The organism is Algoriphagus sp. oki45 (assembly GCF_036245605.1).
Taxonomy (GTDB): Bacteria; Bacteroidota; Bacteroidia; order Cytophagales; family Cyclobacteriaceae; genus Algoriphagus.
In genome coordinates this window covers 1,385,600-1,400,629 of the sequence record NZ_BTPC01000001.1, presented here as the reverse complement: position 1 = coordinate 1,400,629, position 15,030 = coordinate 1,385,600, and the positions used below count along the sequence as shown (strand labels likewise).

Below are 15,030 nucleotides of genomic sequence, written 5' to 3'. Positions count from 1 at the left end.
ATGGGAAAGGTCTTATTTGTAGTTTGTTTTATGAGCCTATCGATTTTAGTTTTTGCCCAAGAATTGGATTCAAATAATATAAATCAAAAAGAAAGGAATTTTGACTTTGGAGTTCGGATTGGGGGCAGTGCATCTTTTCTGAGCTTTGACAAATCTGGTTTATTTGAAGTATCGGAAAATGCAAAGTTTGGAGGAAGTTTTGGTTTTCGTTTAGATTGGAAGATTACAGACTACAATAAGATTCGGGTAGAGCCTTATTATTTATTTCAGCAATTTGAAAATCGATTTGAAAATGAGGACGTCCAAATACTTAGTGAATTTCAAACCCATGGTTTTGGTGTAGACGTATTGCCAATTGTTTTGCAAGTTGGGGGAAGGGTTAAGCCCACGCTTGAATTGGGTGGATATTTTAATTATTTATTTTCGACTAGTGAAAACCATCAAGTAAATTCCAATTTCATTGATTTTAGCATTGAAGGGAAAGATCCTGTGCAATATGGAATACTTGCTGGATTTGGAATTTCTGTAAATAGAAAGTTGTTTGTTTTAAGGGTTTATCAACCACTTTCAGACTTTGTTTCAGATATTAATCAACAGAATTATATTAATAGAATTTCTTTAATTGTAGGGTTATGAAATATCAATTATTGTCTGTGCTACCTGTTTTTTTATTGTTGTGTTCTTGTATAGAAGAAAGTAATAATGATGCCTCCCTGCTGATAGAAAGTATAGATCAGGTTGAATTAATAGTGAAAGATACTATTTTGATTGAGTCAAAATTGATCAAAGATGTTTCATATGAAGTAAAGTTTTACTCAAAGGGTAGAGTTCTAGATATTGATCAACTTCTATCTTATGACTTGTATTTAAATGGTGTAGAGGTTGATAAATTCCAAATAGATTTATCTGAAAGTTCTAAAAATGAACTCTATGTAAGTTTCCCTAAAGCTGAAGGCTTAAAAAGTAATGCCGTAAATATTGTTGTTCTTAAACTTCAAGAAGCAATTCGCGGGTTAAATCTAAGTTATTTAAAGAATCCTGATAGGCTTATAAAATATGAAGAAAGTGATGTTTTTTCTGAACTGTTTTTAGTAGAGGCAATTTTGATCGATAACTCAAGAATTGATATAACAAATAATAATGAATTTTATGATTTTTATGTAAACAACACTAAAACTTCAGACTTTAATTATACTTATATGCCAGATGGAGATGTGGAATTTTTTGTGAAATCAGGTGGAATAAAAAGTAATTTAAGAAAGGTGTTTATTGTCGATCCTTTTAAATTTATTAAGTCTATAGAATTATATTTTTCTGATAGTACAAATAATATTTATGCTGTTCAAAATCTTGCGCTTTACGATTTCGATTTTAAAATTATTGGAAATGATGGGGAAGGATTTCCGGTAAAAGCTGAATTATTTATAAATGAAATCCCGCAAAATCAGTTTCGTGAAGTTTTGATAACAGAATCTGGAGAACTTTCTGTTTATGTAGAGTCCTATGGAAAAAAAAGTAATTTATTAAAAATCATTTCACGAAAGGATAAAGATTATCCGGTTGTAAGAATGCCGATTATATTTCATGTTCTTGAAAGTTCTAGTGAAATTGGTGTAGATCAAGTGAAAACAAAAATTCAACATCTTAATGATGCTTTTTCAAATAAATTTTCATCAATCGGGTTGTACAAGGAATATGAGGTTAAACGAAGTCCAAGTTCTGTACCTGTTAATATTGAATTTTATTTAGCAGAAACAGGTCCTAATGGTCAATCTTTAACCGAACCCGGGATTCATAGAATTTCCAAAAGAAATAAAGTTTCTTGGCCAATTACCTTAGAGGAAAATAAATTTTACTTTGAAGAGTTATGGGATCCAGCCAAATATATTAATGTATTTGTTTCAGAAATTAATGGAGCTGCTGCTGGTTTTGCTAATTTTCCTCCGCTTACTGGTGGTAGTTTAGTAGGTCTTCCAACATATAGTGAAGGTTACCAACTGAATTACCCTTATATGATGGTAATAGGAGAAGATGGGATAAAGCATCCTTGGGATGTGTATTTATTTGCGCATGAAATGGGGCATTTCCTTGGATTATTTCATTCAGAAAATCGAAATAATCCTGTTTGTAATCCTAATATTGATTATTGTTTAGATACACAGGATCCTATTTTTGGTTCAGAACCTTCAAGTGCGTTTGCTTTGGATTGTAGTGGAAAAAAAGTTCTACCTGTAGACTTTCTTTTTTTAGGTGGAATGAGAAACAGTTTCACCTTCGATCAGCGTGAACGAATGCGAAAAGTATTAGAGTTGAACCCTTTCTTGCCGTTGAATTTGGTAAATTCTAGAAAGGACTCATTTATTAAAGGACAATTAGATCATTCCATTTTACCAATTATGTGTATCCGCATCAATGCACGTACATTTGGCTACGGGAAAATCGTGGATACACGTATTGATCATTTTATAAATCCTTGAAGATTGATTATTGAGTTTGGAAATTGATCATTGAATTTGAAAATTGATTCCGCCATTTACTAGGTGAAAGTCGCCGGAAACTAGATTATGTTATGTAAAATTTAACTGTGCATTCAATTTTGACATAACGTCTTTCAATCATTATGAAAAAACTTATTAGCCTCGGTATTCTAATTTTTTTAATTGCTTCTTCGTGTCAAGAAATTGATGATGAAAGTACTACTATCCAAGAGGGCGATCCAATTTCCTTGGACTCAACCCAACCCACAGAATTTTCGATTTTCGAGATTGTCACCTTGGATTTGGGTGAGGGGACTTTTGCTGATGGTCAGCAGGAAGGCACTACGCTCGATGGAGTGAAAATCCCCCTGATCATCCAGGACAATACGCTGATTTTTATGGTGCCGAAGCTCAATCAGGGTGATTATAAGCTGATTTTCAAGGAAAATAACAAACCGGTAAACATTTCCTTTAAAGTAAACCCGCATGACTTAAAGGAATCACCGGAGACGATGTTGGCTAACTATAAACAAGAGTCCGAGGAACAATTAGCTGCATTGGAAAGATCTATGGAATTGCTTGAAGGAGTTTCGAAAGAGGAGTTGGAAAAAGATATTCATTCTCTTAAATCGTATGTTGAACAGCAGTTCTCGAAAGCAGCAGCTTTAAGCCCATCCGATCTAGCTGATATGGCTTTTTTTCTTCAAGCTAATGAGGCGGTATGGCGAAACCTTTCGAACACTCTTGTGGGGCTTCAAAATAGCTTTCCAGATGCTCGGATTTCTAACTCTAGTATTTTTAATGTAGAAGAAAACACTGAAAATACAGTCAGACAAATTGTAATTGCAATTGGAGCCAATAAGTTAGGAGCACTATTGTCTGCAGGCCTTGGCGTAGTCATAGGAGGTAAATTTGGTGGTCCTAGGGGAGCTGCTATTGGTGCCGGAATAGGTTTAGTGCTTTTTATTAAATACCACGAGCAGATAATGTTATTCATTATAGATAAGTTTGAGAAGGCTGTAAAGCTAGTCGAAGGTGAGGATATTAATTTAAATTTTAAGGCAAATTATATTTTCAAAAATGGGGAAACCAGTGAGCTGATGGTAACTAGAACCTATAGGAGCTTCTACAAGGAAGATTTAAACTCTAATATTCCCTTTCTTAAAGAATTTGGGGAGAAGTATAATTTGCTTTTTGGTGTTTGGAAAACGATAAAAGATGAATCCCCGATTGAATTAACCTATCAGCCCATCGACCTTTCAAAAATTGAAGGATTTACGACAGAGCTTCTTCAGGTACACAGCAATCACCTGTCTATCTCAGGAATCACCAACGATAAAGTAACAGGTTCAGCCACCAAAGAAAATGGAAAGCTGCTTCTGACCTTTAATACGGCAGAAACGGATGCGCAGGAGTTTGACTTCAATCTAATATATTCTCATGCCGCTTTTGGTCAACTCGAAAAGACCTTGGATGCAGCGGTGGTTAATGAGGGATGCAGTCTTACTTTGGAACTCAGGGATAAAAACAAGGTGACGGCCACTGCCACCGGTTATGGGCCATTTACATTTATTTATCCCGCAGGACAAAAGGAAGCGGATAAGACGACAGAGATTCTCGCTTCTACCTTTGGTGAGATGGTAGTGAAAATCAAAGATCAGAGCGGCTGCGAAAGCGAGGCGAAAATTGATATCCCTTGCACGCTCAAAATCGATGTGCTGAACACGGACAATACCTACACCATCGAAGCTTTGGACGGACTTCCTCCTTTCTCCTATACCTGGAGCAATGGTGCAACTGCTAAAACCCAAACCCTCCCTCCTGGAACACATGTGGTTACCGTATCAGATGCCTTGGGCTGTAAGATCGAACATACCATCGTAGAAGGCCCCGAATACGGCACCTTCACCGATCCCCGGGACGGGAATGTGTATAAAACCGTGAAAATCGGTAATCAAGTATGGTTTGCGGAGAACCTGCGCTATGCTGGTAATATCCCTCAAGTGGCATCTCAACAGGCCTGGGCAGCAATCTGGAATAGTGGAAACCCCACTGGTCAGCCTGCTTGGGCCTATTATAATAATGATCCCAGCTATAATGACACCTATGGTAAGCTGTACAATTGGTATTCGGTAAGGACGGGAACGCTCTGCCCTCCGGGCTGGCATATTCCCACCGATGCGGAATGGACCACTTTAACCAATTATCTAGGTGGACCTTTTGCAGCCGCAGGGAAGATGAAATCGGTCACGGGCTGGGATGCCCCAAACACGGGGGCAACTAATGAATCTGGTTTCACAGGTCTTCCAGGTGGGAACCGGGGTCCCTATGGAGCTTTCAACGCTCTGGGGTCTAGGGGATTCTGGTGGAGCTCTTCTCCAAATGGTTCTAGTACTGCTTGGAGTCGGGACTTGGAAGGAGCGGGTTTGAATATCGCCCTGACCCACTACAACTGGACACTTGGGTTATCCTGCCGCTGCCTCAGGGATTAATTTTATCTTTATTTTCTTAATCGATAAGTTTAAAATAAAAACAATATAGTCATGAAAAAATTGCTCTTCTTAATCCCATTTTTAATCATTATCCAGTCTTCTGGATGTGGTACAGAAGCTGTGTTATCGCCAATGACCGCAGGTTCTGCGATCTTGGCTCTAGATGCAGTTAATTCTTCAATCGATGATGCAACCTCTACAGTTGAATTTGCAGTCAACAAAACTATTAACAATTCAGCTGCACAAATAAAATCCATTATTTCGGATTTAAGGCATAATATATTGGAGACCGTTGGAGATATAGATTCTAAAATAACAGAACAGCAATTTCGAACTTTGGAGAATATACTTCTATTAGAAAGCGAATTTGAATCTGCTATTGTAAATGGCTTGGATGGGATTGAAAGAGTCTCTAATAATGCAGGTCAAATCATATCTGATTTGCCATTTACCAAGAACGAACCAAGAATAACTAGTGTTGACCTTCCATTTTTTATAGTGGATTGGTCTGAAAAGGTTGAAATAAAGCTTACTGGTTATAATTTGGATGATAAGGAGACAGGGTTAGTTATAAGTGAAAAATTAATTAATCCGACAATTCAATCTTCAACTGAGTTAACATTTTCAATTCCCAAAGCATCAATTATTGACTTTTATCTGGGGTTAGATGATAGCGAAAAACTTTCAGTTTTAAATTTTCCTACCACACTTAGCCTTGGATATAAAGATGGATTTTTTTGCTCAAGAAAAGTGAAGGAACTGCCGATTTCGGTAAAATTATTGCCTAGAAATCTTGGTAAGGTGGCTGTTGTATATCAGACAGATAAGCTGGTTGACAATATTGAGAGGGGATTTACATCTACTATTTGTCAAGTTACAACAGGATCGAGTTCGCCACGTAGAAGGTCCGAGGGAAATTCCTGTTCTGTTAATGCTCCAAGAAAATTTTTAGAAAGCTGTAATAATGAGGTTCAAGGGAGAATTTTAACAAATACAATAAAGATCAACGAAAGAGCAAATAGGTATGGGGGAGGTGCAAGCGTAGGATCTGTTGATGAAAGAGGTTTTGTCTTAAACGTTCAAGCAAAAAGCCAAAATAGACCCTACGGAGGTGGAGGATATTATGCTGCAGACGTTACTTTTGATGTAAGCTATCCTTGTAAAGTTAAAAAGGATGAGAAAACTGAATACTTAGATTTATTTGTAGGACAGGATGTAGTTTTTGATTTAGATCCAAACGATTCACCTTTATTTAAACGAGCTGAAATATCGTTTTTTGATGGATCGAGTTTGATATTTGATAACTCTATGCGGCAAATTGATTTTGTTAGTATATTTTCAAATGAGGCTAAAAACCAAGTAATAATCCGGCCATTGAATGTAATAAGATGATCATATTGTTTTTAACAACCACATAAATATGGCTGAATTCATTTGTTTTGGATATGTTCCTTTTGGGTATTATGTAAAAAATGTTAGGACTTGGAGCCTTTGTCCTGATGGTTATCAAATGGAGATTGAGAAAACTGGTGCAGAGGCAATCAGAACTTCAGGAACTCCATGAGTTCCTGAAGGGTATGTGATTGTTCAAATAGTTCAAAATCGAATTAGATATAAAGGGGCTTTATATGATATATATGTTTGCAGAAAAATAGGGCCAAATGAAATGACTATCTGTGATTGTCAGCCGATACCAGAAGGTTATGTTTTGGTAAGAGAGATTTCTTGGACCCCTTGTAGAGGTACTAGAAAATGCTTATTTGCGAAGGCTTTTAAAATTAAGAAATTGATATAAAGATCTTCTTCTCAATGATCAATTACCAATGATCAATAACCAATTTTCAAGTCTCAAAACCCTTGGTCATTGAACATTGTCCATTGAGTTTGAAAATTGAATATTGAATTTGATCATTGAACCTTGATTCCCCACTTCCCCAACAATCCCGGCAAGCCTTCCAAGTCAAATCTCGCTCCTTTGACCTTGTTGATCTCGGGATCGATTTGGTAGTGGATAGCTTCGCGGAAGTCGGCCTTTTCCAGATTACTTCGGTCGAAGACGGCTCCGCTAAGGTCTGAACCCTGAAAACTCGCTTCCTGAAGCTCGGCTTGGGAAAAGTCCACCTCGAGCAGGCGGCTGTGGGTGAAGCGGGATTTTTTTAGTTTGAGATTAAAGAAGTTGCAGTAGTCCAGCTGACAGTGGTCAAAGGTAAACTCCATCAAAAACGGATTGGCCGTGTTGAAATGTACCCCGAGTATTTTGCATCGCTCGAATCGGACTTTTTGAAAAGATACACCGGAAACCTTGGCATTGCTCAGGTCACAATCCTTGAAGGTGCAATTTTCGAAGCTTGATCCATGAAAGTTCAAATTGGAAAAGTTGCAAGCAGTAAACGTGCAAGAATCGTATTCTCCGATTTTAAATCCAGAAGGATTTAGGTTTTGGAAGGTATGGTCGGAGTGGTAGGTCATAATTGATTAGGAAGGTTTCGGTCTGTGAGGACACAGACCTAGGGTGAAGAAAAAAAAGCGATTTCGTTACAAACAGTCCAAAGTTCGATGTTCAAAGTTGTAAAATTCGGAACGCAGAACATTGAACTCTGAACAAATGAACGCTGAACCCTAGAGCCCTGCCAAATCCCATTTCCGAATTGTCTCCCTAATCAGTCCAGCTACCTTGGCATTGACTTTTTCGAAGTATTCTTTGGCCTGCTTTTCATCAAAATTGGGATAGCCCTGACCTTCCTGATACAAGCCGATGGAGGAGGGGAAAGGAACCGCCGACCAAGTATTGGGTTTGGGGTAGGCGGTGGCTTGATCGGCATTGTAGCGCTCCTCGTGAACGAGCGTGGGGTCAATGGCTTGGATATAAGCCGTTTCATTCAATCCTGCATGTCCGCCGTCTTCCTTAAATACTTCCAAGGTCACATCAGATGCAAAGGACCACCAGTTGATGACCAGTGTGCGGACACCCAATTCATTGGCAACTTCAGCGGCCACTCTCTGCAAAACGGCGGTTTGTCCTCCGCCGTGGCCATTGAGAATAATGATGTTTTTAAACTGGTTTTTGGCCAAGCCCTTCAAAATATCCCGAATAAAAGGGGCATACGCTTCCTCGGTAATTTGAAATGCTCCTGGATAAGCAGCCATACTGCCGGTAATTCCATAGTTCAGTGTGGGTGCGATCATCGCATTCAAATCTTCTGCGATAGCCTGTGCCATGGCAAAAGGAGCGGTATTGTCAGCCCCATTATTGATCACGCCATGAGGCTCGAGTGTGCCGGTCGGGAGGAGGACAGTATTGATTTTTTCCGGGACAAATACCGCAAACTCCATCCAGTTGATCCGATCCATTTCCCGGGTGGAAGGGGATTGGGCAAATGTTGAAGAAAGCCAAAAGAGAAAAAAAACAGTGAATAGGGTTTTCATTGGATTTTGAGTTTTGCCATGAATTTACCCGATTGCTGTCAAACTTCCTTAATCCGGTTCAAAAGCTGCAATATCTGATTTTAAGGCATTGATCTCATTTTCAGCCGTATTCCATCTTTTCCAAGCCCAAAACCCACCACCACCTCCAAGAAGAGTAAAAATAATCCCAGCACCTCCCAAAAGTCCGGCTATCAGGAATATCCCGGATACCAGCATCAGACCTAATTGCATCCACCATTTGATAAAGTATTTTCTCAACAAGTCTTCCCGATAAAATTCCTCCTCGGTACTGTGATTTTTCACTGCAAAATAATATCCGGTGGAGTCTCCGGATTTGATTCCCCAAAATACGGTCAGTTGATTTCCTTTTCTGGCTGCCAAATGAAAGTCCTGAAGTTGGAAGGATTTTTCCTTTCCTTCTTTGTTGATCAGGAAAAGTTGGTCATGAATGATCGTTCTTGAGGTGATTGTCACGGGTGCAGTGCCACCCGTACCCTGATAGGTAGCTCCTCCGCCACCGCCTCCCGATACCTTAGTCTCCATGTTTTTTCCGGATTCTTCCACGACTCCACTGAAAGAGTGTAGGTTAAAGGCGACTTGATGGGAAGGAGTGTACGTTTTCATGCGTGAGGTTTTAGGGAAAAGCTAATCGAGTCCCGTTGCCAATACAAGACCTACTTATTTTTTGCGCGCAAGCGGAGATTAAGCGTCGATTTTGCTTTATTTTTTGCATTTGGAAATCTTCGACCATGGTCTGGTTCCTCACAGACCGAGGTGGCTAGAAGTAAAATGGTTGATTTTGTTTTGTAGGAACCCGCCAGCGGATTAGCAGGCATAGGCAGAGGGGATTGGATTTGTTTGGTTCAGGGATGAGTTTGGTTTTCTAACCCATTACATGGATCGATTTTGAATTGGAATAGTTGATTTCGGTCTGTGAGGACACAGACCGAGGTGAGGGAGAGTATCCCATAATTTGGATTACAAAAACCGAAAACTTACACCCTTGTGATACTTTCGTGAGGTTTAGCTTGTACTTTTCCATTCTATTGACTTGACTATGAAGAAGATTTTGGTAGTAGAAGATGACCCAAACATCAATCAGCTTCTCCAGCTTCACCTTCAGGATGAAGGGTATGAAGTGGAGATTTGCGATCATGGGGGGAGAGGCTTCGAGCGTGCCAGTAAGCAGGATTTGGACTTGATTGTCCTCGATGTAATGCTTCCTGAAATGAATGGAATCCAGATTTGCCAGCGACTTCGGGCCTTGGAAATTTTCACCCCAATCCTGATGCTCACTGCGAAAACCGAAGAAATCGACAAAGTCATCGGCCTCGAATCCGGAGCAGATGATTACCTAACCAAGCCTTTTAAGATCCGGGAATTCCTTGCCCGGGTAAAAGCCATACTGAGAAGACAGGAACTACATCTTTTGGCACTGAAAAAGGAAAAGACCTGGATTAGCTACGGCAATCTGGAGATTGATATCGAAAAGAGGAAGGTGCAATTTGAGGGAAAAAGAGTGGAATTGACCCCAAAAGAATTTGACCTCCTCCATCTCATGGCCAAAAGTCCAGGGAGAAGCTATTCCCGGGCTCAGTTGCTGGAGCTGATTTGGGGATATGACTTTAGCGGATACGAGCATACGGTCAACGCTCATATCAACCGTCTTCGCTCCAAAATCGAATCTGACCCCAACAATCCCACCTATATTCTCACTACTTGGGGCGTAGGCTATCGCTTCAACGACGAACTCTAACCTGAATCTAGTATGAAAAGTCTTTATTGGAGAATATCCCTTTCCTTCATAATTGTATTGCTGCTGGTGGGGACTTCATATATTTTTATTACTGCCAAAAACGCCCAACGCTATTTTCAGGAGACCACCCAAAAGCTCAATGCTGAAGTTGCCTCCTATTTGATCAAAGAGGTGAATCCTTTTCAGGATGGGAAAGTGGATGAAGAAGCCTTGGGGATTATCATGCATTCCATGATGGCTGTCAATCCCGGCATTGAGGTCTACCTGCTCAATCCCGAGGGCGAAATTCTTTCCTATGTAGTTTTGGACCAATTGGTCAAGCTCAAATCCGTGGATATTAATCCTGTTCGCAAGTTTGTGGAGCAGGAGGGAAGCGAGTTTATTTTGGGGGATGATCCCCGAAATCCGGGCTCCACTTCTGTTTTTTCGGCAGCTCCTGTCTATGAAAATGACCGCTTGCTCGGCTATGTCTACATCACCTTGGAAAGCGAAAAGTTTGATGCCATCAGCGAAGACTTGTTGGGTTCCTATTGGCTGGGTTTGACTTTCAATTCGATCCTGATCACACTGATTGTTGGGCTTTTGATCGGATTGGTATTGATTGCTTGGCTGACGAGGCATTTGAAGAAAGTGGTGGTAGCCGTCGAAGAATTCAAAGAAGGCAATCTCCTCGCTCGGGTTCCCGAGTCCGACTCCCAATCTGACTTGGCCCTTTTGGGCAAAACCTTCAATTCCATGGCAGATACCATTTTGAAGAATATCGATGAGCTGAAGAATGTGGATTCGTTGCGTAGAGAGCTAATCGCCAATGTGTCCCACGACCTTCGCAATCCCCTAGCCATTATCAATGGCTATGTGGAGACTTTGCAGATCAGGGATGAGAAGCTGACCACTGAGGAGAAAAGAAAATACTACAAAATCATCCTCAATTCGGTGGATAAGCTCACCAAGCTGGTCACAGACCTGTTTGACTTGTCCAAGCTGGAATCCGGCCAAATGCAGGTAAGGAAGGAAAAGCTGAAAATCCAGGAATTGCTCTACGATTCCAGCCTGAAATATGAGTTATTGGCCAAAGCAAAGGACATCGAAATCTCCTCCACTATTTGCCCACAGCTTCCGCCGGTGCATGCAGACCTTTACCTCTTGGACCGGGTGATTCAAAACCTCTTAGACAATGCCGTGAAATACACACCCGAACACGGGGAGATTGAGCTGGAAGCTTGCGCTGTGCCGGGAGGTGTCAAAGTTCGGGTGAAAAACTCAGGAGAGGGAATTCCCAAGGAGGATTTGGAATCGATTTTTGATCGGTACTACAAGGTAGAAAAGGATTCCAAAGGCATCGAAGGTTCCGGACTTGGACTGGCCATCGTGAAGAAAATCCTGGAGATTCACGATGCCAAGATCGGAATCAGTTCTGACTCAAAGACCTATACCGAGTTTGAGTTTGTACTTCCTGTTTAAGGTTTCTTAGTGATTTAGGATTAATGTTTCTTTTCCTTGACTATCTGAAAAAATGAGGCATAAAAAAGGGGCTGTTTCAAAAGCTAAGTATATTTCCTTAAGTCTTAAATATTCTTCGAACATTCAAAAAGAAAATGACTGGTCATTCGCTTTGAGTAGTATCCTTGTCACCTTGAGCGGAGTCGAAAGGTCCTCGACTCCGCTCGGACTGACTAAATTTCCGGCCTTTAATAACAATCCGTCATAGGTAACAAAGTCGAAGGATCAAGCTGACAAAAAAACGATTTATTTAACGGCTTCTTTTTTTTGAACCAAATCTTATCTGAGAACTAGTTCAAAGGAGCGAATCCAAAGGGAATTCCAGCTGCTCCGCACCAGATGATTCCGTGGGTAAATTTGTCGTCAGGTTTGCCTGGAAGTGCGAAAAAATGCTCTCCAGCTTTTCCTACAATGGAAATCAACTGAAATGATCCTTGAGAATTAAGGTTCAAGGTTTGGCCTGTCGAAAGGTAGACGGTCACCGTACCTGTGCTGAACTTGGTGGTAAAGGTGTCTGACAGTCGGACAAAATACTTGTTTTGCTGATCCTTGACGATATCCACCATCCCCCGGGTATTGGTAGAGCTTTGAGCAGTAAGGTTGCCTCCTCTGATCACTTGAACAGTTCCGCTTACTTCCTGAGTATTGTCTGGAATCGAGGGGTCGTTGTCTCCTGAGGACTCACTTCCGCAGGAGATCAAAATGAAGGAAAGAAGCAATCCTGTAATTAAAGCGTAGGTTTTCATGGTATAGATAGTTTGTTGATAGTTTAGATTTAAAGGCTGTCCAAATTCCGAAAGAGAATCCGGCCCCGGCTGTAGTTGATTTTATTTTGTGACTTCAGACTGGATAGGACCATGGTTACGGTCTGTCTGCTGGTATCGGTGAGCATGGCTATCTCTTCATGGGTCAGGGGAAGCTTGAGGAGCGTTTCATCTCCAAACTTTTTCCCCAAGCGATACCCCAAATCTTTGATGACTTGGATGATCCGCTCCTCGGCGCCGATGTAGAGCATGCGTTCGAGTCGTTTCCGGGCAGAAAATATTTCCTCTTGGAGCGTTCTGAGAATCCGGTCAAGCTTGTGTGAAGGATCTTCCTCCCAGCTGATCATTTCTATCCAGGTATTGTCCTCCAGGGCATAGGCGGAGTAGGAGGATTTTTGACACCCTTCTTCTTCATAGAATTCTCCCAAAAACTCCCCCTGATTTTTGATAGAAAGCAATCTGGAGGTTCCTTTTTTTTGGTTCCGGACTGTCTTGACCAAACCGGATTTGATCAGGAAATACCCACCGAATAGTTCGTCTTGGATCAGGATGCGTTCCCCTTTTCCGAATTTCAGAAGAGAAGGAAACTGTTTGGGAAGGGTATGATGGCAAGAGTTATTCATTTGTTTTTCTTTTGGATTGATAAAAGACTCCCAGGGAAAAGGTGCCTGCCGAATAGAGGTTTTTCCTCGAAAAGAGGAAATCTGCATAATTCCGATAGTTGAGAGAAAGGTGGAAGTTTTTGTAGACCGGTACCGATGCACCAAAGCTGTAGCTGGTGAATTCGGTGCCGTCTCCCCGGACAAAATCCGTGACCACCCGCACATCATCCACGGAGGAAAGCCCTTGAAGTCGGCCATTGACCCAGACTTTGCCAGCAATCTGATAGCCTAATTCTACGCCTAGAGCAATCTGATCCGAAAAGCTGATGTCCTCGTACTGCGTCCGGTAGTTGTACGAACCGAAAATGCTTCCATAAAATGGTGCATTGGGCAGGGCAAAGGAAGTAGAGAGCGTAGTCCATACATTGAACTCCCCGTCACCGGAAGGAAGGTTGATCGATTCGAAGTCGTTTTGTGTACTTTGGGCAAAGTTGTTGGCTCTCCCGATGGGAATCTCAGGAGCTACAGAGATGGCCAAAGGCAGGTATTTCTTGAGAATGGCATGCTTGAATTCCAATCGCAAATCTCCCAGTCCATTCACCGTCTCAGTAGTGCTGAATCCATTCCACACCTGTAGAGGCAGATTGGCGATCAGCGTAAATCGGTCAGTCACTCCATATTCACCGTAGAAAACCAAGGAATTCTGGGTAAAAGCATTTGTGTTCAGCAGTTCCCCATCCAGCGTGTAATAATCCGATGAACTAAAACGATTGAAGCTCAACTGGTAAAAGCCTTCTCCCTTTTCCTTTGTCCAACCGCTTTGCCCATACGAAAGGGCAGAAATCAAGGTAAAACCTACTCCAATCCAAAAGGATCGGAATAGGCTGTTTTTTTGAATACTCATGGCTTAATTGAGTGGGGCAAAGCCAAATGGAACCCCGACCGAGCCGCACCAAAGGATCACATGGGTGTACTTGGCAGTAGAAGCGCCGGTAGGAATGGCAAAGAAGTTTTCGCCTGCATTGCGCACCGGACCCAGGGGAAGCAAGTTGGGATTTCCGTTGGCGGGGTCCGCCATAAATTCCATGGAAGTGGACAGGAAGACTGTGACCGTTCCAGTCGCCAAAGCCGTGTTAAATGCCCCGTCAAATCTCAGGAATTCCTTGCCTTGAGTATCGGTACCCAATCCGGCCATTCCTCTTGATCCAGCTCCGTTTTGATCGGTAAAACTTCCGGACCTGAGAATATTCAGTGCTCCGGTTGGGCGGGTGGGATCGATGACTACCGGGTCTTTTTCTTTGTCATCTGAGCAGGATACCAAGCCTAAAAAGGCGATGTAAAAGATAAACAGTACTTTTTTCATGGTTTTATCGGTTTTGATTTGAGTCAAAATTGCCCGAAGAGTATCACGAAAAAGTCACGGAAGTTTAAAGCTTTTTGATTGGGGGAAAAATGAATCAAAGCTTCAAGTAGAGGGTATCGAATCCCTGAACCTTGTTCTTGATCAAAGCAAGGCTGATCTTCAACTTTACCTCGGAGGCATCAGTGGACAGGTGATCAACAGGTCCGAAGTGACCCTTCCTTCCCAATCCGGTGCAATGAACCTGTCCAAAGACAAGACTTCAAAGATTCTAGTGGAGGACGAAATGTGATTATTCTCGATCGTAATCGAAAAATTATATGTTTATTTTCGGTTGCGATCGAGAGATTGCTCTTCTTGGGCTTTTTTTCTTATTTCGGCTTTCAGATTATCTGCACCTTGATCAGACCAATTCTTTTGGCTCAGATTTCAATTCCTTCAAAAAATTAGGGCAAAAGTCATAGCCATTTTCCCATGCGATTCCCCCTCCCGGCTCGATAAATACCTTTTCAAATTTGGATTGGTCCAATAGTTCCGCGGTAAAGCCCTTGCCTAAAAAAGGCCGGAGATTAACAGTTTTCTCTTCCCCATCTTTAAATCTTAACCATATATGATGGTCCTTTAAGGCTTGAATTTCTATTACTTCATTCATC

At 41.4% G+C, this 15,030-nt stretch carries 14 protein-coding genes; 6 read left to right on the top strand and 8 right to left on the bottom strand.

The features are described 5' to 3' along the window. The 4 genes from AAA942_RS06145 (at window position 1) to AAA942_RS06130 (ending at window position 6,361) form a co-directional block, all read left to right on the top strand. Entirely contained in the window at window positions 1-636 is a 636-nt protein-coding gene (locus AAA942_RS06145) for an outer membrane beta-barrel protein (RefSeq protein ID WP_338219362.1), read from the top strand. Continuing rightward, entirely contained in the window at window positions 633-2,477 is a 1,845-nt protein-coding gene (locus tag AAA942_RS06140) for a M43 family zinc metalloprotease (RefSeq protein ID WP_338219361.1), read from the top strand. The genes AAA942_RS06145 and AAA942_RS06140 overlap by 4 nt, the downstream gene beginning before the upstream one ends. A gap of 143 nt (window positions 2,478-2,620) precedes the next feature. Beyond that, a complete protein-coding gene (locus AAA942_RS06135; protein ID WP_338219360.1) occupies window positions 2,621-4,969 on the top strand; it encodes an FISUMP domain-containing protein in 2,349 nt (782 codons plus the stop codon). A gap of 51 nt (window positions 4,970-5,020) precedes the next feature. Beyond that, window positions 5,021-6,361, top strand: coding sequence for a hypothetical protein (locus AAA942_RS06130; RefSeq protein WP_338219359.1), 1,341 nt, complete (start codon window positions 5,021-5,023; stop codon window positions 6,359-6,361). 516 nt (window positions 6,362-6,877) lie between these two features. Here AAA942_RS06130 and AAA942_RS06125 read toward each other — a convergent pair. The 3 genes from AAA942_RS06125 to AAA942_RS06115 form a co-directional block, all read right to left on the bottom strand. Then, entirely contained in the window at window positions 6,878-7,438 is a 561-nt protein-coding gene (locus AAA942_RS06125; protein ID WP_338219358.1) for a pentapeptide repeat-containing protein, read from the bottom strand. A gap of 150 nt (window positions 7,439-7,588) precedes the next feature. Next, complete coding sequence (locus AAA942_RS06120) at window positions 7,589-8,395, bottom strand: creatininase family protein (RefSeq protein ID WP_338219357.1); 807 nt, start codon at window positions 8,393-8,395, stop codon at window positions 7,589-7,591. Window positions 8,396-8,443: 48 nt separating this feature from the next. Continuing rightward, window positions 8,444-9,019 carry a hypothetical protein gene (locus AAA942_RS06115; RefSeq protein ID WP_338219356.1) on the bottom strand — a complete coding sequence of 192 codons (576 nt, stop codon included), beginning with the start codon at window positions 9,017-9,019 and terminating at the stop codon, window positions 8,444-8,446. Window positions 9,020-9,452: 433 nt separating this feature from the next. Here AAA942_RS06115 and AAA942_RS06110 point away from each other — a divergent pair, with 433 nt between their 5' ends. Beyond that, window positions 9,453-10,151, top strand: coding sequence for a response regulator transcription factor (locus tag AAA942_RS06110; RefSeq protein WP_338219355.1), 699 nt, complete (start codon window positions 9,453-9,455; stop codon window positions 10,149-10,151). Between the two features lie 12 nt (window positions 10,152-10,163). Next, window positions 10,164-11,612: a sensor histidine kinase gene (locus tag AAA942_RS06105; protein ID WP_338219354.1), complete on the top strand. Its 1,449-nt coding sequence runs from the start codon at window positions 10,164-10,166 to the stop codon at window positions 11,610-11,612. A 329-nt stretch (window positions 11,613-11,941) separates the two neighbouring features. On the opposite strand, the gene AAA942_RS06100 is transcribed toward AAA942_RS06105, so the two are convergent. From AAA942_RS06100 to AAA942_RS06080, 5 genes are all read right to left on the bottom strand, one after another. Continuing rightward, window positions 11,942-12,397: a hypothetical protein gene (locus AAA942_RS06100; RefSeq protein WP_338219353.1), complete on the bottom strand. Its 456-nt coding sequence runs from the start codon at window positions 12,395-12,397 to the stop codon at window positions 11,942-11,944. Between the two features lie 29 nt (window positions 12,398-12,426). Continuing rightward, window positions 12,427-13,038 carry a Crp/Fnr family transcriptional regulator gene (locus AAA942_RS06095; protein WP_338219352.1) on the bottom strand — a complete coding sequence of 204 codons (612 nt, stop codon included), beginning with the start codon at window positions 13,036-13,038 and terminating at the stop codon, window positions 12,427-12,429. Continuing rightward, window positions 13,031-13,921 (bottom strand): hypothetical protein, encoded by an 891-nt coding sequence (locus tag AAA942_RS06090; RefSeq protein ID WP_338219351.1) that lies wholly within the window; start codon window positions 13,919-13,921, stop codon window positions 13,031-13,033. The genes AAA942_RS06095 and AAA942_RS06090 overlap by 8 nt, the downstream gene beginning before the upstream one ends. A 3-nt stretch (window positions 13,922-13,924) precedes the next feature. Beyond that, the gene (locus tag AAA942_RS06085; RefSeq protein WP_338219350.1) at window positions 13,925-14,380 is read right to left on the bottom strand and encodes a DM13 domain-containing protein; all 456 of its coding nucleotides are present in this window, start codon (window positions 14,378-14,380) and stop codon (window positions 13,925-13,927) included. A 400-nt stretch (window positions 14,381-14,780) separates the two neighbouring features. After that, on the bottom strand, window positions 14,781-15,029 hold the full coding sequence (locus tag AAA942_RS06080; RefSeq protein ID WP_338219349.1) for a DUF2442 domain-containing protein: 249 nt from the start codon (window positions 15,027-15,029) through the stop codon (window positions 14,781-14,783). Window position 15,030: the final 1 nt, after the last annotated feature.

Excerpts from the sequence above, each read along its gene's own strand:
- AAA942_RS06145 (WP_338219362.1), top strand. The coding sequence starts at position 1 with ATGGGAAAGGTCTTATTTGTAGTTTGTTTTATGAGCCTATCGATTTTA.
- AAA942_RS06140 (WP_338219361.1), top strand. The coding sequence starts at position 633 with ATGAAATATCAATTATTGTCTGTGCTACCTGTTTTTTTATTGTTGTGT.
- AAA942_RS06135 (WP_338219360.1), top strand. The coding sequence starts at position 2,621 with ATGAAAAAACTTATTAGCCTCGGTATTCTAATTTTTTTAATTGCTTCT.
- AAA942_RS06130 (WP_338219359.1), top strand. The coding sequence starts at position 5,021 with ATGAAAAAATTGCTCTTCTTAATCCCATTTTTAATCATTATCCAGTCT.
- AAA942_RS06125 (WP_338219358.1), bottom strand. The coding sequence starts at position 7,438 with ATGACCTACCACTCCGACCATACCTTCCAAAACCTAAATCCTTCTGGA.
- AAA942_RS06120 (WP_338219357.1), bottom strand. The coding sequence starts at position 8,395 with ATGAAAACCCTATTCACTGTTTTTTTTCTCTTTTGGCTTTCTTCAACA.
- AAA942_RS06115 (WP_338219356.1), bottom strand. The coding sequence starts at position 9,019 with ATGAAAACGTACACTCCTTCCCATCAAGTCGCCTTTAACCTACACTCT.
- AAA942_RS06110 (WP_338219355.1), top strand. The coding sequence starts at position 9,453 with ATGAAGAAGATTTTGGTAGTAGAAGATGACCCAAACATCAATCAGCTT.
- AAA942_RS06105 (WP_338219354.1), top strand. The coding sequence starts at position 10,164 with ATGAAAAGTCTTTATTGGAGAATATCCCTTTCCTTCATAATTGTATTG.
- AAA942_RS06100 (WP_338219353.1), bottom strand. The coding sequence starts at position 12,397 with ATGAAAACCTACGCTTTAATTACAGGATTGCTTCTTTCCTTCATTTTG.
- AAA942_RS06095 (WP_338219352.1), bottom strand. The coding sequence starts at position 13,038 with ATGAATAACTCTTGCCATCATACCCTTCCCAAACAGTTTCCTTCTCTT.
- AAA942_RS06090 (WP_338219351.1), bottom strand. The coding sequence starts at position 13,921 with ATGAGTATTCAAAAAAACAGCCTATTCCGATCCTTTTGGATTGGAGTA.
- AAA942_RS06085 (WP_338219350.1), bottom strand. The coding sequence starts at position 14,380 with ATGAAAAAAGTACTGTTTATCTTTTACATCGCCTTTTTAGGCTTGGTA.
- AAA942_RS06080 (WP_338219349.1), bottom strand. The coding sequence starts at position 15,029 with ATGAATGAAGTAATAGAAATTCAAGCCTTAAAGGACCATCATATATGG.